Raw genomic sequence first — 19203 nt, 5'->3', positions numbered from 1 at the left:
TGTGTGAGAATATGCTCATTTACTTAATTTATTTTTATTGGTATTAGAAGTAATGAAATAAGTGGTGGAAAGTGGGGGGATGTGGTACATTATTTATTAAAGTGGGGTGAGTAGCATGTTCATGGGAGAATATCAACATTCTATTGATGCAAAAGGTCGAATGATTGTCCCTGCAAAGTTTAGAGAATCGCTTGGCGAACACTTTGTACTGACGCGTGGGCTAGATCAATGTATTTTTGGATATCCTATGGATGAATGGCGAAAACTCGAAGAAAAATTAAAAGATTTACCAATGACGAAAAAGGATGCTCGTGCCTTTGCACGGTTTTTCTTTTCGGGTGCAACAGAGGTAGAAGTGGACAAGCAAGGCCGAATTAACATTCCATCTACACTAATCGGGTACGCTAATCTTGAAAAAGAATGCGTTGTTTTAGGAGTATCGAGTAAAATTGAGATTTGGGCTAAAGATGCTTGGCAGCAATACTTTGATCAATCTGCTGAATCTTTTGGTGACATAGCAGAGAATTTAATTGGTTTTGATTTTTAACTACTAAGTAAGAGGTGCTTTAAAATATGTTCGATCATACAACTGTATTATTGAAAGAAACTGTTGATGGGTTGAACATCAATCCGGACGGTATTTATGTAGACTGCACATTAGGTGGTGCAGGACATAGTGAATACCTTGTACAGCAATTGTCAGAAAACGGCCGTTTGATCTGTTTTGATCAGGATACAATAGCCATTGAAAACGCTAAAGTACGGTTAGCCGATTATTTAGATCGTGTTATATTCGTACACTCAAATTTCCGCTATTTAAAAGAGGAATTACACAAACTGAATATACATCAAGTAGATGGAATTTTATATGATTTAGGTGTCTCATCACCACAACTTGATACACCAGAACGAGGATTTAGTTACCACCATGACGCGCCACTTGATATGCGTATGGACCAAACGGCAGAAATTAGTGCATATCATGTAGTGAATGAATGGTCTTACGAAAATCTAGTTCGTATTTTTTTCCGGTATGGAGAAGAAAAGTTTTCAAAACAAGTTGCGCGTAAAATTGAACAAGCTCGTGAAATTGCACCAATTGAAACGACAGGACAATTGGTAGAGCTTATTAAAGATGGTATTCCAGCTCCAGCACGTCGAAAAGGTGGGCATCCCGCAAAACGAATCTTCCAGGCAATTCGAATTGCTGTAAATGATGAGTTAGGTGCAGCAGAAGATTCATTAGTAGATGCAATCGATTTATTGGAAATTGGCGGTCGTATTAGTGTCATTACATTCCACTCATTAGAAGATCGTTTGACAAAAACTCTATTTAAAGAGGCTTCATCATTACCGGATTTACCTCATGGATTACCGGTTATCCCGGAACATATGAAACCTATTCTTAAATTAGTGACGAGAAAGCCGATTCTACCAACAGACGAGGAGTTAGCTGCGAATAATCGTTCACGTTCAGCAAAATTGCGCATCGCTGAAAAAATTAACGACAAAGGACGTGGGTAATAAATGGCATTAAGAGCTAGGCAAGTTTATGTTCAACAGCAGCCAGAACTACCTCAACATCAGCAGCAAGAACAAAGACAACCTGTCGTAAGAAAAAAGCCTAAATTAAAGTTTTTTTCTGTTCAGGAAAAGTTTTTGTTCGTAATCTTTACAGTCATAGTAGCATCTTTCGCTGTTTCCATATTACATACTCAAGGAGAAATCCAAACACTTAGTATGGAAATCCAATCAATTGAACGAGACATAGCAGAGGTAAATAACAATAATACTGATTTAAAAGTACAAGTAAGTGAACGCTCCACTCATCAACGTATTTGGGAAAAAGCGAAAGAACTCGGATTAACACTTAATGAGAAAAATGTGAAGGTAGTGCCGGGGGAATGAAAAAGAGAAGATTTCGTTACCAGTATGGAGCCTTTCTAATGTTTTTAATCTTTGGGGGGCTCTTTTTACTATTATATTGGCGCTTCGTTTCGATACAGGCTACAGGGGTAGTGAAAGGGCATGAGTTGGAAGCTGAAGCTTTAGCAAGGTACGAGACGGGTTATGTACTATCGGCAGACCGTGGGAAAATCCTAGATCGCAATGGAAATGTAATTGCTGAAGATACACTAAGTTATCGACTTGTTGCCGTGATTAATGAATCTGCAACAGAAAATAAAAATAACCCTCGCCATGTTGTAGATAAGGCGGAAACAGCCAAATTGTTAGCCCAGTTTATCCCGATGGATGAAGAAAAAATATTGGCTAGACTAACTCCAAAGTCTGGAGCAAACACATATCAAGTTGAATTTGGACTTGCCGGACGTGGAATCAGTCATGAAGTAAAAAAGAAAATTGAAGAACTTAAATTACCTGGGATTATTTTATATAGCGACAAAAAGCGCTATTATCCGAACGGTGCCTTCGCATCCCATCTAATCGGTTTTGCATTGCGCGAAACGGATGATAATGGAAATTCCTCTGTCGTAGGCAAAATGGGGCTTGAATCTATTTATAATGAGCAGTTAACAGGTAAAGATGGTAAATTGTCATACCAACGAGATGCTCGTAATTATTTATTGCCAAATAGCGATAAAATTATACAGGATGCACAAGATGGTAATGACATTTATTTGACAATCGATAAAACCATTCAAAATTTTTTGGATGAGGCGATGTCCCGTGTAAATGATCAGTACAAACCCCAGTCAATGGTTGCTGTCGTTGCAAATCCTAAAACAGGAGAGATATTGGCAATGTCACAACGGCCAACATTTAACCCGGATACACGTGAAGGATTGGATGGCAACTGGCTGAACGATGTGATAGAAAACACGATTGAGCCAGGTTCTACTTTTAAAGCATTTACGGTTGCAGCAGCAATCGATTCTGGAAATTGGTACCCGAATGCCGAATACCAGTCGGGCCAGTATAAAGTTTATAAAGATACTATCCGTGACCACAATCGGTATGGATGGGGGAAAATCTCCTATTTGGTAGGCTTTCAACGCTCATCAAATACAGCAATGACAAATTTGCTTGATATTATGGGATGGGAAACGTACGAGAGCTATATTAAGGAATTTGGCTTCGGACAAAAAACGGGTATTGACCTTCCAAATGAAGCAAGTGGAATTATTAACTCCCGTTATCCTTTGGAAAAGTATACAACAACATTTGGACAAGGCTCTACAGTTACTCCAATTCAGTTAATTCAAGGAATAACTGCAATTGCGAATAACGGTGAAATGATGCAACCATATGTCATTGATAAAATAGTAAATCCAAATACAGGTGAGATTGTAGTAGATTCTGAGCCTACAAAAAAAGGACAACCCATTTCTGCAGATACAGCAAAAAAAGCAAGGGAGCTTTTAGCTTCTACTGTTTATGGGGAAGCAGGTAATGCGAAACGTTTCCAAATTGAAGGTTATAAAGTAGCCGGAAAAACGGGAACAGCGCAAATGCCTAAAGCAAGTGGTGTAGGTTATGACTGGGGGAAAAATGAATTCCTTTATTCATTTTTAGGAATGGCACCTATGGAAGACCCGGAGCTAGTTATGTTTATATCCGTAGCGAAACCCAAACTTGCAGATACAGAAATCGGTTCTGATCCTGTATCCCAAGTATTTAACTCTGTGATATTAAATAGTTTGAAATACATGAATATAAATCCAGCAGACGTAGCTGAAGTGCAAACGAGCAAAATTGAGAATTATATAGGACAACAAACTGACTCGGTAATGACCAAACTACAGGCAGAAGGGCTACAACCGGTATTAATCGGTCAAGGGGGAGAAATCTCAGAACAGTTTCCGGCTGCCGATACTTCGTTAACAAAAGGAAGTATTGTATTTTTAAAAACAAATGGCGACATAACGGTACCTTCATTTGAAAGTTGGTCTTTACGTAATCTACTTGTCTATAAATCATTGTCAAAACTGCCGATTGAAATTGTCGGTGAAGGGTATGTAGAAAGTCAGAGTATATCCCAAGGGACAGTAATTGTTGACGATGCACCAATCGTAGTAAAGCTTAAAACACCTGAAGAGAAACATTCGACACCACCAGCAGAAGATATGGAAATGGTAGACGAAGAAATTGAAGAAGAACTTCCACAAGATTAGAGAGAGTTGAATACAAACTTCATTTATAACATACGCTATTTTAGGTGAGGTGTCATAATATGAAGTGGGTAACAACGAAATCAAAAAAACGCTTAACATGGATCGCCATCGCACTAGTAGTATACGGCGTGGCGATTTTTGTTAAGTTAGTGTCCGTTCAAGTGATTCAGTACGATAAGCTTTCGACAATGGCGAAAGAGAATTGGGACCGGGAAATTCCATTCCATGCGGAGCGAGGGAAAATTACCGATCGAAACGAAGAAGTCATCGTTTCGAATGAATTAGCGCCAACGTTGTACTTCATGCCATCGCAAAACGAAGATAAAGAATATGTAGCAGATGCCATTTCTAAAGTGCTGAACAAAGATCGTGCCAAAATTTTAAAAAGATTAGAGCAACGTATTTCTTTAGTGAAAATAGCACCAGAAGCAAAAAATATTTCATATGATCAAGCAGTGGCAATCCAACAAATGCAAATTCCAGGCTTGTACAGTGGAGTTGATTATGTGAGGTCCTATCCGCATGGGAACTTATTGGCGCGTTTTTTAGGTTTTACAGGTGTTGATAATCAAGGGCTAGCAGGAATTGAATACGAATATAATGAATTATTAAAAAGCTCGAATGCAGCAATTCGATTATTTACTGATGCAAAAGGAAATACGTTAGAACATGTAGATGATGAATGGAAAAACGGTAAGGATGGAGCAACAATCCAGCTGACAATTGATTTAAAGCTCCAAAAGATTGTTGAACGGGAATTGTCGCAGGCAATGGTGGAATACGATGCTGATCAGGCGCTGGCTATTGCCATGAATCCGAACAGTGGGGAAATACTGGCACTTGCTTCTTTCCCGACGTATGATCCAACCAAGTTTTCGGAAGTGGATCCAAGTATATACAATCGTAATCTTCCAGTATTTATGTCGTATGAGCCAGGTTCAACATTTAAAATCATTACTCTAAGTGCGGCTATTGAAGAAGGCGTTGTAGATATGGAACATGACCATTTTCATGACGCAGGCTATACGATGGTTGAAGGAGCACGTTTACGCTGCTGGAAACGTGAGGGACATAAAGACCAAACGTTTTACGAAGTTGTCCAAAACTCCTGTAACCCTGGATTTGTCGAGCTTGGTCAACGAATCGGCTCGGATAAATTACTCGATTATATCCATCGATTTGGATTTGGTAAAAAAACAGGTTCTAATATAGCAGGAGAATCTTCAGGAATACTGTTTTCAAAAGAGGCATTTGGTCCGGTAGAGCACGCTACTACGTCCTTTGGTCAAGGTGTTTCCGTAACGCCAATCCAACAAATGCAGGCTGTTGCAGCAGCTGTTAATGGCGGCACACTATATAAACCATATACTGTAGCGAAAATTTTGGATGGAAATACCAATGAAGTGATTATGGAGCAGAAACCTGAAGTGAAAGCACAGGTAGTTAGTGAGGAAACCTCGGAGAAAGTTCGTCATGCTTTAGAGCTAGTTGTAGCGAAAGGTTCCGGTCGTCAAGCTTTCCGGGATGGATTACGTATTGCAGGAAAAACTGGGACTGCCCAAAAGGTTGAAAATGGCCGTTATAAGGATGGAGATTATATCGTTTCTTTCATCGGTTTTGCACCTGCGAATGATCCGGAAATTATTGTTTATGTAGCGGTAGATAACCCGAAAAGTTCATTGCAGTTTGGTAGTGTAATTGCTGCACCGATTGTCGGGCGTATTATCGAAGACGCGGCACCACTGTACAATATAGAAAAGCAAGAGAATCAAATAGAACGAAACTACGTTTGGGGCGATGAATTGACAGAGCGCATACCAAATTTTGTTGGGTTGACAAAGGAAAAGGTTATACCGAATTTGTATCCTTATAGAATTCAATGGCATGGAGAAGGAAATGAAATAATCGAGCAAGTTCCACCGCCTGATAGCCAGATTCTTCAAACCGACATTGTTCATTTATATTTAGGAAATTAAATTGGATTTCAGCCTTTTAAAATTCATCTAAAACAACTATTATAGTGAGGGTTGTTTTTTCACAATAACATATCAGATACAAACCGTTGAAAAATCAAACGATCCATCATATCCAGACAGAAGTTTTAAAGGAGATATATTATGACATTATCAACAACATTGACCATACTTTTTTCATCATTTTTATTGACGGTCATTTTAGCACCAATGGGTATACCGCTTTTACGAAGATTGAAGTTCGGGCAAAGCATACGAGAAGAAGGACCTCAATCCCATATGAAAAAAGCTGGGACACCTACAATGGGTGGATTAATTTTCTTATTAGCTATTATAATTTCGACAATTGTTGTCGCAATAATTTTTGACTTATTTACAACACAAACGGTTGTACTATTACTTGTTTTAGTTGGATTTGGGGTAATTGGCTTTTTGGATGATGGATTAAAAGTTATTTTTAAACGTAATTTAGGATTAACTTCACTACAAAAGTTAATTGGCCAAATCGCAATTGCGATCGCAGCATTCTTACTGTTACGTTTAGGATCTTTTGACACATCTGTAGGTATTCCATATACAGATATATCCATAGACTTAGGAATCTTGTATGTAGGTTTCTTAATTTTTTGGTTAGTAGGGTTTTCAAATGCAGTCAATCTAACAGATGGCTTAGACGGACTTGTATCAGGTACGGCTTCCATCGCGTTTGCAGCATTCGGTGTGATTGCACTGTTTAATGAGCAGGCCGATATTGCGCTATTTGCATTTGCTGTAACAGGTGCTCTACTTGGCTTTTTAATTTTCAATGCAAACCCGGCAAAAGTATTTATGGGTGATACAGGATCTCTTGCGCTTGGTGGTGCATTGGCAATGATTTCTGTTTTAGTAAAGCAAGAGCTGTTGTTATTATTAATCGGTCTTGTATTCGTCATTGAAACATTGTCGGTTATTTTACAGGTAGGAAGTTATAAACTTCGTAAAAAACGTATTTTTAAAATGAGTCCTATTCATCATCATTTTGAATTATCAGGATGGTCTGAATGGAAAGTAGTTATTGTATTTTGGTCGACTGGTTGTGTCGTAGCACTTATAGCAGTTTTAGCGGAGGCGTTATTATGAGGGAGTATGAAGGATTGCAATCAAAAAAAGTACTAGTGTTAGGTTTAGCAAAAAGTGGAGTTGCGGCAGCTGAGCTACTTCATCAATTAGGAGCATTTGTAACAGTAAATGATGCAAAACCATTTGATGCAAATCCCGAGGCGCAAGAGCTATTATCAAAAGGAATTACGGTGATTTGCGGACGGCATCCAGAGGATTTGTTGGATGAAGGGTTTGAACTTGTCGTTAAAAATCCAGGTATTCCCTATACAAACCCGATTATTGCAGATGCTATTGAAAAGGGTTTGCCAGTCATTACAGAAATGGAACTTGCTTATTTAGTAAGTGAAGCACCTTTCATCGGTATTACGGGTTCAAATGGTAAAACGACGACAACGACTTTACTTTATGAAATGTTAAAAGCTGGTCAGTTAAAGCCGTTAATTGCCGGGAATATCGGAACTGTGGCTTGTGGCGTTGCAGCAGAAGCAAGTGAGGATGAAGTTATTGTAACTGAATTATCCTCGTTCCAATTAATGGGTACACGTACTTTCCGACCACACATTGCCATTTTAACAAATCTTTATGAAGCCCATTTAGATTATCATGGGACATTTGAGGAATATGCAGAAGCTAAATTTGGTGTAACACGCAATCAAACGAGCGATGACTATTTTATTTATAATGCGGATCAGCAAATTGTTGCTGAATATACAAGTAAGTCAAAAGCTCAACTAATACCTTTCACTACAAAAGGCCGATCAGATCATGGCATTAGTGCAGATGAAAAAAATATTTACTGGTACGGAGAAGCGATATTAAGTCGTGAACAAATTGTATTACCCGGTGATCATAATTTAGAAAATATTTTATGTGCCGTTGCGGCCGCTAAGCTGCAAAACTGTCCGATTGAAGCGATTCAGGAAGTACTTGCAACCTTTGCAGGTGTTCGCCACCGTACACAATTTGTACGAGAATGGCAAGGGCGAAAAATTTATAATGATTCAAAGGCAACGAATGTACTCGCAACAAAAAGCGCTTTAGCAGCCTTTAACAGTCCAATTGTTTTGTTGGCCGGTGGATTGGATCGTGGGCATTCATTTGAAGAGCTTCGTAAGGAAATGACACGCGTAAAAGCAGTTGTCGCATTTGGGGAAACTGCACTTCGCTTAATTGAATTTGCAAAGTCATGTGGCATTACAAATATCGTACGTGCAATTGATGTAGAGGATGCAGTCGGTTACGGGGCAAAAATATCTGAGGAAGGTGACATCATTTTATTGTCACCTGCATGTGCAAGTTGGGATCAACATGCGAGCTTTGAAATTCGTGGCGACTTATTTATTGATCGTGTTATGAAACTTTCATAAGAAAGGATAGTTACACTGTCGCAAAAGTTACAACAATATTTTTTTATAAGTGCAATCGTTTTGTCGATTATAGGTATAGTCTTTATTTTTTCTGCTGGTACATATTGGGGTAATGTTCACTATACTGGACAAACCCCATTTTACCAAAAGCAGGCCATTTATTTTATTATTGCGCTATTTATTTGCATAGCAATGATGAATTGGGAATTATTAAGAAGTCAAAAAATATGGGGTATGCTCTATATTGTCTCGTTAGTGTTACTTGTTGCAGTAATGATTCCTGGTATCGGAATCGTTAGAAATGGCTCACAAAGCTGGATTGGCATAGGTCCATTAACTGTTCAACCTGCTGAAATCGCCAAAGTGACCACAATTATTTATATTAGCGCATTGTTATCACAGCGGAAATCGTATGAACGAATTGTTCAATGGAAACATTTTATGATTTTAATGATTCCATCCGCTCTTATTATGCTACAACCGGATTTTGGTGCTGTATTCATTTTAGTCGTCGTCGTTTTAATTGTATTTTTTATTGCTCAATATCCGTTACGCCTATATGTCGTTCTAATAAGTCTAGGAATGGCTGGATTGGTCGGGTTAATCATTGCCGCCCCATACCGGCTAAAACGTATTGAAGCATTTATCAATCCATGGGCCGATCCTTTGGGTAGTGGATTCCAGGCAGTACAATCCTTATTTGCAATAGGTCCCGCAGGATTATTTGGACATGGCTTATTAAAAAGCAGACAAAAGTATTTATATTTACCAGAACCGCAGAATGATTTTATTTTCGCAATTATTTTAGAAGAAATCGGACTTGTTGGTGGAATGGGACTACTGCTTATTTTTGCGTGCTTTTTAGTATTTGGTTATCGATTGGCTTTACAGTGTGATCATGTTTTTCACTTTTATGCAATATGCGGATTAACAACGATGATTGCTGTCCAGGCAGGTCTTAATATCGGGGTTGTCATTAATTTATTACCCGTAACAGGTGTAACATTGCCATTTATAAGCTATGGGGGGACTTCGTTAGTCGTAATATGGGTTACCGTAGCGCTCATTTTGAATCTTTCAAATGATAAAAGAAAGGAGTAGACAGATGATGGAAAAGATAATCGATATTACAGAGCGCGTACCTACTATGAAAAAACGTAGAAGACGCCGTACAAATTTAAAATTTCTTGCATTAGTTACGGTATTTCTTTTCGTCATCATGATACTTCTTTATTTTCAATTACCTTATAGTGATATTAAAAAAATCAATATAAAGGGTGCACAACTTAAAGAAGACACATTTTATATTGAACAGACGAATCTAAATATTGATGATTCCTTATGGGGATTTAAAATTCCGGATGTGCAGCAAAAGATTGCTCAGCATGAATGGGTAAAGTCTGTAGAGGTACGACGGAAGTTTTTAAATGAAGTTGAAATCACTGTCGAGGAATGGCAAAAAGTTGCCTATATATCAAAGGATGGGGAATTTTACCCCATGCTTGATAATGGGGTTGTTTTTAATGAACCCAATGCAATTGTTCCAATCGATGCGCCAATTTTTTTGAAATTTGAAGATGAGTCTTTACGGAAAAAGTTATTAAAGGAGCTTGCAAAATTGAAGCCTGAGGTATTGTCACTTATATCTCAAATCAATGCAAACCCTTCCGAAGCCGATCCCTATTCGATAACGCTTTATATGAATGATGGTTATGAAGTTCGGGCAGATGCGAATACTCTAGCCGAAAAGCTCAATTACTATCCGTCAATCGTTGCCCAAATCGAAAATGAGGAAGCATTTGAAAAAGGGGTTGTAGATATTGAAGTTGGTTCTTACTACAGACCTTTTTCAGATGAATATTCTTTAGTTGACAAGGATTCAGAAAACCTGGATCTAAATGATGAAGGCAGTGCGGAGGTCGAAGAAGGGGGGCAACTGGAAGTAGAAAATGATGAATAGCGAAAACAACAACAAAAAACAACCTAAGAAAAAATCAATATTGTTGTCTCGTAAATATATTGCTTTACTAATAGTATGTATAATAACCGGTTTTATAATCGGTTTTTCTTATAATTTATCAAAGGACAAGCGTACGCTAAGTTCTGCCTCTCCACAATTTGAGCAAGAAAATCAATATAGGGAAGATTTAATTGCAAAAAAGGAACGCAACAAAGAGTTGGCAGAGGAACTTGCGCAATTGGAAGATAAAATTCGTGCATATGAAAAGCAATTTTCCTCTAATGAGGCTCAATATGAACAAAATCGGCAGGATGCAGAACAATTACGATTATTATTAGGGTTATCGGCTGGAGTAGGACAAGGCATTAAAGTTACGCTTCGAGATGGTGATTATAATTCCAATACAACGAATCCAAATGAGTATATTGTTCACGAAAGTCACATATTTAAATTATTAAATGAGCTGAAAATTGCTGGGGCTGAGGCCATATCAATAAACGGACAGCGGTTAAAACCGAATTCGTATATTATTTGTAACGGACCGGTTATTACGGTCGATGGGCAACAGTATCCAGCACCATTTGTAGTAGAAGCAGTAGGTAACCAAGAGGTGTTAGTCTCCTCGTTGGAATTGTCAGGTGGGGTATTTGACCAGTTGATCAATGAACAAATTGTCGTGACTGTAGAAAAAAGCGACTTAATAGAAATGAAAACTATCAGCGATGAGTAAGGCATAATATCGGAGGGAAGATGATGACGAAAAAAATGTACCGTAATATTACGATGATCTCGTTCATCATTGGCTTTATGCTGGCGGTGCAATACAACACTGTTCAAAGCCCGGCTGAACGTAACACAGTAGATATATGGGAAATACGTCAACAACTTTCAGTGGAACAGGAGCGGCATTCAGAGCTTCTGACAGCAATTAGCGACCTGTCTGAAACAGTAAGTAAATACGAAGATAAGGAATTTAATAATCCTGAAATTTTATTAGAACAAACAGTAAATAATTTAAAAGAGCGTGCAGGTATTTTACCAATAAGCGGACCAGGTTTGACATTGAGCGTCGAACCTTCACAGGAGCTAATAGACTTTGGTTATGAAATCAAGCCTGTATCCCCTGAATTATTAATTCGCCTTGTTAACGATTTATACCGTAGTAATGCACATGCAATTGAAATTGATGACAAAAGGTTGACCTATAATACCGCCATTCGTGATATTAACGGACAAACAACTATAAATAGTGAGCCGATAGGGGAAACTAATATAGAAATAAATGTGATAACACCCACTTATGAGCAAGCTGAAAAGTTAAAGAATCATTTATTGGCTTCTTCATTTCAGGATGAATTCTACATCGACAATCTTGTATTGACAATTCATGAAGCAGAAAAAAATGTACGAATAAACTCAGTCGTAACCGTACAAAAAAGTAATTATTTAACTGAGAAATAGAAGGGGATGCGAATATGTGGTTACCACTTTTAGGACTTATATTTGGTGTGGTATTGGGTATTTTAACAGATATTCAAATTCCATCTGTCTATGAAAACTATTTATCAATTGCTGTACTAGCTGCTCTCGATACGATGGTCGGCGGAATTCGCGCACAATTACAACAAGTATATGACGATAAAGTATTTATTTCAGGGTTTTTCTTTAATATAATTTTAGCAGCAGGATTGGCTTTTTTAGGCGTTCATATAGGTGTAGATTTGTATTTAGCTGCAATTTTTGCCTTTGGAGTACGACTATTTCAAAATATTGCGGTAATTCGCAGGCTGATTTTGACAAAATTTGAAAATAGAAAACATAATAAGTAGGAAAACTCATAACAATCACGTTAAAATATCATTACAATTTATCGTTTTACTTAGACAATCATGTAAATTTACAATAGAATAAACTATAGGAGTAATCGAAGGAGGTGCAGAAGTTGAATCATCAAGAAATATATGTCTCGCTCGATATTGGATCCTCTTCTATAAAGGTCCTAATCGGAGAAATGAACGATGATCAATTGCACGTAATTGGTGTAGGTCATGTGAAATCAACTGGTATAAGAAAAGGTGCAATTGTTGATATAGATGCAACTGTACAATCGATAAAAAAAGCTGTGGACCAAGCAGAACGAATGACTGGTATAAAAATAGAGGAAGTAGTGCTCGGTGTACCAGCAAATCAAACCATTTTACAGCCTGTAAAGGGAGTAGTGGCGGTAAATGGTGAAGACCGTGAAATTACGGATGATGATTTGGCACGGGTAATTGACTCTGCACAAGTTATGTCGATTCCACCAGAGCGAGAGCTAGTAAACTTAATTCCTAAACAATTTATAGTAGATAACTTGGATGAAATTAAGGACCCGCGCGGAATGATTGGTATTCGCTTAGAGATGGATGCAACGATGATTACAACCTCAAAGACGCTTGTACATAATGTATTAAGATGTGTAGAACGTGCAGGTTTGCAAATTCGTGAAATTTATTTACAACCATTGGCAGCAGGAAACTTTGCGCTAACGGAAGACGAGAAAAACCAAGGAACGGCTTATATAGATTTAGGTGGCGGCTCCACAACGGTTGCTGTATTCCAGGATGGTTTACTGAAGAATACGGCAGTTATACCAGTCGGTGGAGATCATATTACAAAAGATTTATCGATTGTACTAAAAACACCTACTGAACAAGCTGAAAAAATTAAAAAGCAGTATGGACATGCTTTTTATGATGATGCTTCAGATGAGCAACTATTTGATGTACCTGTTGTTGGAACAGATACAACAGATCAATATAGCCAACGCTATATCTCGGAAATTATCGGTGTACGTTTAGAAGAGTTATTTGAATTAGTTTTAGATGAATTAGCTCGAATGGGTGTACAGGATTTACCTGGTGGTATAGTGATTTCTGGTGGAGTAGCACAGCTGGAGGGCATTGCCCAACTGGCACGTCAAATTATGCTGACGCGAGTTCGTATTTATACGCCTGATTATATCGGTGTTCGTGAACCGGCCTTTACAACTTCGGTTGGTTTAATACGATACGCAAATGCAGAAGACGATTTTTACGGAAGAAGTGAGCCGGTAGACCCTTCTTCATATGTAGCACCTTATCCTACTCAATCAACTCCTTCTAAAAAACAAGCAAATGGGCCGGAGAGAGTAGAAAGCGCAAATAAAGTAAGTGTGATTGATCGCGCAAAAAACCTATTAAACAAATTTTTCGATTAATACGAAAATGAATGACGTGAATAATTAGGAGGAGAAGTGTATGTTAGAATTCGAAACGGATATGGACCAATTAGCCGTTATTAAAGTAATCGGCGTTGGTGGGGGCGGTAACAATGCTGTCAACCGCATGATAGAGCATGGTGTACAAGGTGTAGATTTTATTGCTGTTAATACAGATGCACAAGCTTTAAATCTATCAAAAGCAGAATATAAATTACAGATTGGCGGAAAATTAACGCGAGGACTTGGCGCAGGTGCCAATCCGGAAGTAGGAAAAAAAGCCGCTGAAGAAAGCCGTGAGCAGCTGGAAGAAGTATTGCGCGGAGCAGATATGGTATTCGTAACTGCTGGAATGGGCGGAGGTACAGGTACAGGTGCAGCACCAGTAATCGCTTCTATTGCACGTGATTTAGGTGCATTAACAGTAGGTGTTGTAACACGTCCATTCACATTTGAAGGCCGTAAACGTCAAACTCAGGCTATTGGCGGGATTACTTCTATGAAGGAAGCCGTTGATACATTAATCGTGATACCAAACGATAAATTATTACAAATTGTTGATAAATCAACACCGATGCTGGAAGCCTTCCGTGAGGCGGACAATGTATTGCGTCAAGGTGTACAAGGTATTTCGGATTTAATCGCTACACCTGGTTTAATCAACCTGGACTTTGCTGACGTGAAAACAATCATGTCTGATAAAGGTTCGGCATTGATGGGTATTGGTATTGCTGCTGGTGAAAACCGTGCAGTAGAAGCAGCGAAAAAGGCCATTTCTTCTCCATTGCTTGAAACATCGATCGATGGAGCAAAAGGCGTTATTATGAACATCACAGGTGGTACGAACTTAAGTTTATTTGAAGTTCAGGAAGCAGCAGATATCGTACAATTAGCTTCAGATGAAGAGGTTAATATGATTTTCGGTTCTGTTATTAATGACAACTTAAATGATGAAATAATTGTTACTGTAATCGCAACAGGGTTCTCTGACGACTTTATTGTCCAAAAACCACAGCCTGTGCGTCCGTCAATTGGAGCGCGCCAACAAGCTGCGACACAACAGCAACCTTCACGTATGCAAGAACCGGTACAACAGGAAGCGCCGCGTCAACAGCAGCAACAACAACAGCAAACAAACTATCAACAGGATGATGCGCTGGATATTCCGACGTTTTTACGTAATCGTCGCAATCGCTAATTATCAATCCAATATACAATATAAAAGCTAGTTTAACGTTTCGAAATGGAAACGTTAAGCTAGCTTTTTTTGTCGAATGCTTTTGAATGAAGTAATACTATGTCATACGATTATTGGGTTTTACTGCAACGGTTAGACAAAAATCTCGCATTTGCTTTGATAATCTTGTTTTAGGAGGACAATACATGTATGCAGAATGGATTCTTTTAATGAACTTTTTAATGAATCTCGTATTACTAAAATTTACAGCAACTATGACTAACGCCATCATTCCAATTTGGAGATTAATTTTAGCAGCCTTTTGTAGTGCGATGATTGCTGTGTTATTTATGGGAAACATCTTTATGTTACTTGTAAGTTTCATCTTACTATTAGGTATTGCTTTTTCATTTAAATGGAAAATATTTTATGAGCAAGGCAAGTGGATATTGATTGCTACTTTGCTCGCTGGTGGATTATTAACAGCATTACAGCCATTTTTGCTTGCATCTCCATTTTTCGCATATATTTTTATATGTTTCGGCATAGTATGTATTAGTTTGACAGTAATGAGAAAAGGCTGGTTTCAAAAATTGCAGCAAGTTGCACAAAGTCGTTATGTGACAACTAGTAAAGTTGAATTACTGGATATGCAATTAGAGCTATTAACGTATATCGATACAGGGAATGAATGCACGGAACCTTTTAGCCAAGCACCCGTACATTTTATTTCATTTAAAACCGTTCAATCTATGTTATCCGAGGAGTTTAACAAATGTTTGCTTGCATGGAACGAACAGGAGCCTTACTCATTGACAATGTTTTCAAAAGAAGTACAAAAACGAATACGTATAGTTCCGATTACCACGGTACAAAAAGGCACAGTACTTGTACCAGCTTTCCGTGCCTCGATTAGTGTTGGCGATAAAGCGTATTCAAACCACTATGTTGTTTTTACGAAAAATGATGCGCGCTTTCCGCAAAATGCCCAAATGATTGCACATGTGTTTGTCCTAACGAATTAATAAGGGAGGATCGATATTGCTTAAAAAAATTCAATCGATAATTTTAAACATACTGAGCTACTTTAGAAGAAAAAAAGGGACATACTATATAGGGGGACATGATTCATTGCCTATTCCATTAACTAGAGAAGAAGAAGTTGTCGTAGTCGAAGCCTTTATGAATGGTGACTTGCATGCCAGAGATATGTTAATTGAAAGAAATTTACGTTTAGTCGTTTATATTGCAAGACGTTTTGATAATACTAGCACACCGATAGAGGATTTAATTAGCATAGGTTCAATTGGGCTTATTAAGGCAATTGAAACATTTAATTTAGATAAAAATATAAAATTAGCCACATATGCATCACGCTGTATTGAAAATGAAATTTTAATGCATCTACGTAAGACGAGCCGTATGAAAGGCGAAGTTTCCTTTGATGAGCCGTTAAATGCTGATGCAGATGGCAATGAATTATTACTATCAGACATACTAGGTACTGAGGAACATATTATTACATTAGACGTAGAACGTAAAATTGAACGTCAGCACATGTTCAATGCCATTAATCAACTAACTCCAAGAGAAAAATACATTATGGAATGCCGTTTTGGATTAAACGGGAAAGACGAAATGACGCAAAAGGAAGTAGCAGATCATTTAGGCATATCGCAATCATATATCTCTAGATTAGAGAAAAAAATCATTTTAGATTTACGGGAATATTTAAACGAACCAATTGCATAAGATGGTTAATTTTGGCGCGCATAGCAATGGACAATTCGGACAAAATGATTGAAAAGACAAAAGACAATCAAGTTCGGAAGGTGAAGTTGTATGCGTACAAAAGTGGAATTATGTGGTGTAGATACATCAACATTACCAGTACTAAAGCCAGATGAAATGAAAGATTTATTTATCCGATTACAGCAAGGGGAATTGGTTGTTCGTGAGCAATTGGTATTTTGCAATCTACGGTTAGTGCTCAGCATTGTCGGTCGCTATGCATATCGTGGTGAACAGGCGGATGATTTATTTCAGGTAGGTTGCATTGGCTTAATGAAAGCAATTGATAATTTTGATTTAAAGCATAATGTCCGATTTTCGACATATGCTGTACCGATGATTATGGGAGAAATTCGCCGTCATTTAAGGGATCACCATGCATTGCGTGTTTCCAGATCACTGCGAGATATTGCATACAAAGCGATGAAAGCGAAGGAGCAATTTATTGCAGAAAATTTAACAGAGCCAACTATCGAGCAATTAGCTCATGCTATTGAGATGAAAAAAGAAGATGTACTATTTGCACTGGATGCAATTCAGGACCCGATGTCATTGCAGGAGCCTATTTATTCTGATGGCGGTGATGCTATATTTATGATCGATCAGATCAAAGATAAAGTGACGGAGGAACATTGGGTCGGTTCAATCTCACTGCAAGAAAGCATGAAAAAATTAAATAGTAGACAAAAAATGATTATAGAAAAACGCTTTTTCTTAGGTGAAACACAAACTGAAATTGCCCAATCTTTAGGTATTTCACAGGCTCAGATTTCAAGATTGGAAAAAAGTGCAGTAGAAATGATGAAACGTGATTTTCGTTAAATAGATAGAAATGATGAGGGACTGTCCAACTTGTAGGGCTGTCCTTTTATTCTATATTCAAATACTTTATTCGAAAGTAATTTAAATTTCAAAGAGAGGATGGAGGAATGCGTTTTTCAACCGTTCAGGAGAAGGAAATTATTGAAGCGACAAGTGGAAAATTTATAGGGTATATTGTGGACGCAGAAGTGGATGAAAAGGAAGGGGTCATCACGGCCTTTATAATATCTCCTCCAAAAAAGTTTTACCATTTATTTCAAGGGGAAGAGTTAGTAAAGAAGATTGCTTTTAGTCATATACTCACAGTTGGGAAAGATGTTATATTAGTGAAATCATACGATGATTAGTTCACCCTATTCATTGAAAATTCCAGTGTGCCTTGATACAATGTAAGAAACTATTGTTGTAAAGTTGGGAAAAAAGTGGCGAAAATCGAAGAAAATCTATTAAATATTCAAAATCAAATAGTAAACGCTAAACAACGAGCAAATACAGATCAAACAGTAAATATTATCGCAGTGACAAAAGAAGTAGATATCGCTCGTACTAAAGAGGCTATAGAAGCCGGGCTAACAAACTTGGGAGAAAATCGCCCTGAAGGCTTAATGAATAAATTACAATCTATAAATTCAAATGTCTCCTGGCATTATATTGGCTCCCTGCAGACGAGAAAAGTTAAACAAGTCATCAATGATATCGACTATTTACATTCACTTGATCGTTTAAGCTTAGCTGAGGAAATTGAAAAAAGAGCTACAAAAGCTGTGAAATGTTTTATACAAGTGAATGTTTCGGGAGAGGAATCGAAACATGGCTTAACGAAGCAGCAAGCGCTGGATTTTGTGAAGCAACTTGAGCAATTTTCAAAGATTATAGTAGTGGGTTTAATGACAATGGCTCCTTTTACAGAAGACGAAACCGTTATAAGACAAGTGTTTAAACAGTTAAAACAATTGCAACAGGAAATGTCACAATTGAACATACCAAATGTACCTTGTACTGAATTATCGATGGGCATGTCAAATGACTACGAAATTGCAGTTGAAGAAGGGGCGACATTTGTTAGGATTGGAACAGCTCTTGTTGGTTAAGGAGGGTTTAATGTGAGCATTAAAAACATTTTTGATAAATTCTTCTATTTAGAAGAATTGGAAGAAGAATATGATCAAGCTCAAACGCAAACATCGCAAAAACAAGTACCAAAAGCTGTACACAGTGATTCACAGCAATATTACCAGGATTCAGGGCAAAAACAACAACCACAACTCATTCAAAATCGAATGAAAAAGGAGCGTAAAATGCAACAGCAACCACCACGCAATGAAGTTGTTACGCAAAATCATAACAATGTTGTGAGCTTACAGGCTGCATCGTCATCAAAAAATTCAAAACTTGTTTTAATAGAGCCTAGAGTATATGCTGAAGCGCAGGATATCGCGGAACATTTAAAAAACAAGCGCGCTACCGTAGTTAATTTACAACGAATCGATCGTGACCAAGGGAAACGAATTATCGATTTTTTAAGTGGAACAGTGTATGCTTTAGGTGGAGATATTCAACGTATTGGAAATGATATTTTCTTATGTACACCAGAAAATGTAGAAGTATCCGGAGAAATTTCTAATTTAACGTTTGAGTAAT

At 37.8% G+C, this 19203-nt stretch carries 20 protein-coding genes; all 20 read left to right on the top strand.

The annotated features are described in order from the left end of the window. Window positions 1–115 precede the first annotated feature (115 nt). The 20 genes from mraZ to H9635_RS02115 all read left to right on the top strand — a co-directional run bounded on the left by mraZ (window position 116) and on the right by H9635_RS02115 (window position 19202). Window positions 116–547: a division/cell wall cluster transcriptional repressor MraZ gene (mraZ, locus tag H9635_RS02210; RefSeq protein ID WP_191698504.1), complete on the top strand. Its 432-nt coding sequence runs from the start codon at window positions 116–118 to the stop codon at window positions 545–547. 26 nt (window positions 548–573) lie between these two features. Then, the gene (gene rsmH / locus H9635_RS02205; protein WP_191698503.1) at window positions 574–1524 is read left to right on the top strand and encodes a 16S rRNA (cytosine(1402)-N(4))-methyltransferase RsmH; all 951 of its coding nucleotides are present in this window, start codon (window positions 574–576) and stop codon (window positions 1522–1524) included. Window positions 1525–1527: 3 nt separating this feature from the next. After that, the gene (ftsL, locus tag H9635_RS02200; protein ID WP_191698502.1) at window positions 1528–1908 is read left to right on the top strand and encodes a cell division protein FtsL; all 381 of its coding nucleotides are present in this window, start codon (window positions 1528–1530) and stop codon (window positions 1906–1908) included. Next, entirely contained in the window at window positions 1905–4133 is a 2229-nt protein-coding gene (locus tag H9635_RS02195) for a penicillin-binding protein (protein ID WP_450097563.1), read from the top strand. The genes ftsL and H9635_RS02195 overlap by 4 nt, the downstream gene beginning before the upstream one ends. A 59-nt stretch (window positions 4134–4192) precedes the next feature. Then, window positions 4193–6109, top strand: a complete 1917-nt coding sequence (locus H9635_RS02190) for a penicillin-binding transpeptidase domain-containing protein (RefSeq protein WP_191698500.1) — start codon at window positions 4193–4195, stop codon at window positions 6107–6109. A 141-nt stretch (window positions 6110–6250) separates the two neighbouring features. Continuing rightward, a complete protein-coding gene (mraY, locus tag H9635_RS02185) occupies window positions 6251–7225 on the top strand; it encodes a phospho-N-acetylmuramoyl-pentapeptide-transferase (RefSeq protein ID WP_191698499.1) in 975 nt (324 codons plus the stop codon). Continuing rightward, window positions 7222–8574, top strand: coding sequence for a UDP-N-acetylmuramoyl-L-alanine--D-glutamate ligase (gene murD, locus H9635_RS02180; protein ID WP_191698498.1), 1353 nt, complete (start codon window positions 7222–7224; stop codon window positions 8572–8574). The genes mraY and murD overlap by 4 nt, the downstream gene beginning before the upstream one ends. A 6-nt stretch (window positions 8575–8580) precedes the next feature. Beyond that, on the top strand, window positions 8581–9675 hold the full coding sequence (ftsW, locus tag H9635_RS02175) for a putative lipid II flippase FtsW (protein ID WP_191698747.1): 1095 nt from the start codon (window positions 8581–8583) through the stop codon (window positions 9673–9675). 7 nt (window positions 9676–9682) lie between these two features. Next, window positions 9683–10534: a cell division protein FtsQ/DivIB gene (locus H9635_RS02170; protein WP_191698746.1), complete on the top strand. Its 852-nt coding sequence runs from the start codon at window positions 9683–9685 to the stop codon at window positions 10532–10534. Beyond that, the gene (locus tag H9635_RS02165) at window positions 10524–11264 is read left to right on the top strand and encodes a DUF881 domain-containing protein (protein WP_191698497.1); all 741 of its coding nucleotides are present in this window, start codon (window positions 10524–10526) and stop codon (window positions 11262–11264) included. The genes H9635_RS02170 and H9635_RS02165 overlap by 11 nt, the downstream gene beginning before the upstream one ends. 23 nt (window positions 11265–11287) lie before the next feature. Beyond that, window positions 11288–11995, top strand: coding sequence for a DUF881 domain-containing protein (locus tag H9635_RS02160; protein ID WP_191698496.1), 708 nt, complete (start codon window positions 11288–11290; stop codon window positions 11993–11995). A gap of 14 nt (window positions 11996–12009) precedes the next feature. Then, a complete protein-coding gene (locus tag H9635_RS02155; protein ID WP_191698495.1) occupies window positions 12010–12363 on the top strand; it encodes a small basic family protein in 354 nt (117 codons plus the stop codon). A gap of 113 nt (window positions 12364–12476) precedes the next feature. After that, window positions 12477–13772, top strand: a complete 1296-nt coding sequence (ftsA, locus tag H9635_RS02150; RefSeq protein WP_191698494.1) for a cell division protein FtsA — start codon at window positions 12477–12479, stop codon at window positions 13770–13772. A 40-nt stretch (window positions 13773–13812) separates the two neighbouring features. Beyond that, complete coding sequence (ftsZ, locus tag H9635_RS02145) at window positions 13813–14970, top strand: cell division protein FtsZ (protein ID WP_191698493.1); 1158 nt, start codon at window positions 13813–13815, stop codon at window positions 14968–14970. 185 nt (window positions 14971–15155) lie between these two features. Further along, window positions 15156–15974 carry a sigma-E processing peptidase SpoIIGA gene (locus H9635_RS02140; protein ID WP_191698492.1) on the top strand — a complete coding sequence of 273 codons (819 nt, stop codon included), beginning with the start codon at window positions 15156–15158 and terminating at the stop codon, window positions 15972–15974. 16 nt (window positions 15975–15990) lie between these two features. After that, window positions 15991–16701 (top strand): RNA polymerase sporulation sigma factor SigE, encoded by a 711-nt coding sequence (gene sigE / locus H9635_RS02135; RefSeq protein WP_191698491.1) that lies wholly within the window; start codon window positions 15991–15993, stop codon window positions 16699–16701. A gap of 90 nt (window positions 16702–16791) precedes the next feature. Then, window positions 16792–17562 carry an RNA polymerase sporulation sigma factor SigG gene (sigG, locus tag H9635_RS02130; protein ID WP_191698490.1) on the top strand — a complete coding sequence of 257 codons (771 nt, stop codon included), beginning with the start codon at window positions 16792–16794 and terminating at the stop codon, window positions 17560–17562. 107 nt (window positions 17563–17669) lie between these two features. Beyond that, entirely contained in the window at window positions 17670–17909 is a 240-nt protein-coding gene (locus tag H9635_RS02125) for a PRC-barrel domain-containing protein (RefSeq protein ID WP_191698489.1), read from the top strand. 75 nt (window positions 17910–17984) lie between these two features. Then, window positions 17985–18653, top strand: a complete 669-nt coding sequence (locus tag H9635_RS02120) for a YggS family pyridoxal phosphate-dependent enzyme (RefSeq protein WP_191698488.1) — start codon at window positions 17985–17987, stop codon at window positions 18651–18653. Between the two features lie 12 nt (window positions 18654–18665). After that, entirely contained in the window at window positions 18666–19202 is a 537-nt protein-coding gene (locus H9635_RS02115) for a cell division protein SepF (protein WP_191698487.1), read from the top strand. Window position 19203 lies beyond the last annotated feature (1 nt).

The organism is Solibacillus faecavium (assembly GCF_014836905.1).
Taxonomy (GTDB): domain Bacteria; phylum Bacillota; class Bacilli; order Bacillales_A; family Planococcaceae; genus Solibacillus; species Solibacillus faecavium.
This window is presented reverse-complemented; position numbering and strand designations above follow the sequence as displayed.

Excerpts from the sequence above, each read along its gene's own strand:
- H9635_RS02165 (WP_191698497.1), top strand. The coding sequence starts at position 10,524 with ATGATGAATAGCGAAAACAACAACAAAAAACAACCTAAGAAAAAATCA.
- H9635_RS02190 (WP_191698500.1), top strand. The coding sequence starts at position 4,193 with ATGAAGTGGGTAACAACGAAATCAAAAAAACGCTTAACATGGATCGCC.
- H9635_RS02125 (WP_191698489.1), top strand. The coding sequence starts at position 17,670 with ATGCGTTTTTCAACCGTTCAGGAGAAGGAAATTATTGAAGCGACAAGT.
- mraZ (WP_191698504.1), top strand. The coding sequence starts at position 116 with ATGTTCATGGGAGAATATCAACATTCTATTGATGCAAAAGGTCGAATG.
- mraY (WP_191698499.1), top strand. The coding sequence starts at position 6,251 with ATGACATTATCAACAACATTGACCATACTTTTTTCATCATTTTTATTG.
- H9635_RS02155 (WP_191698495.1), top strand. The coding sequence starts at position 12,010 with ATGTGGTTACCACTTTTAGGACTTATATTTGGTGTGGTATTGGGTATT.
- murD (WP_191698498.1), top strand. The coding sequence starts at position 7,222 with ATGAGGGAGTATGAAGGATTGCAATCAAAAAAAGTACTAGTGTTAGGT.
- ftsZ (WP_191698493.1), top strand. The coding sequence starts at position 13,813 with ATGTTAGAATTCGAAACGGATATGGACCAATTAGCCGTTATTAAAGTA.
- H9635_RS02140 (WP_191698492.1), top strand. The coding sequence starts at position 15,156 with ATGTATGCAGAATGGATTCTTTTAATGAACTTTTTAATGAATCTCGTA.
- H9635_RS02160 (WP_191698496.1), top strand. The coding sequence starts at position 11,288 with ATGACGAAAAAAATGTACCGTAATATTACGATGATCTCGTTCATCATT.
- ftsL (WP_191698502.1), top strand. The coding sequence starts at position 1,528 with ATGGCATTAAGAGCTAGGCAAGTTTATGTTCAACAGCAGCCAGAACTA.
- sigG (WP_191698490.1), top strand. The coding sequence starts at position 16,792 with ATGCGTACAAAAGTGGAATTATGTGGTGTAGATACATCAACATTACCA.
- H9635_RS02170 (WP_191698746.1), top strand. The coding sequence starts at position 9,683 with ATGGAAAAGATAATCGATATTACAGAGCGCGTACCTACTATGAAAAAA.
- rsmH (WP_191698503.1), top strand. The coding sequence starts at position 574 with ATGTTCGATCATACAACTGTATTATTGAAAGAAACTGTTGATGGGTTG.
- H9635_RS02195 (WP_450097563.1), top strand. The coding sequence starts at position 1,905 with ATGAAAAAGAGAAGATTTCGTTACCAGTATGGAGCCTTTCTAATGTTT.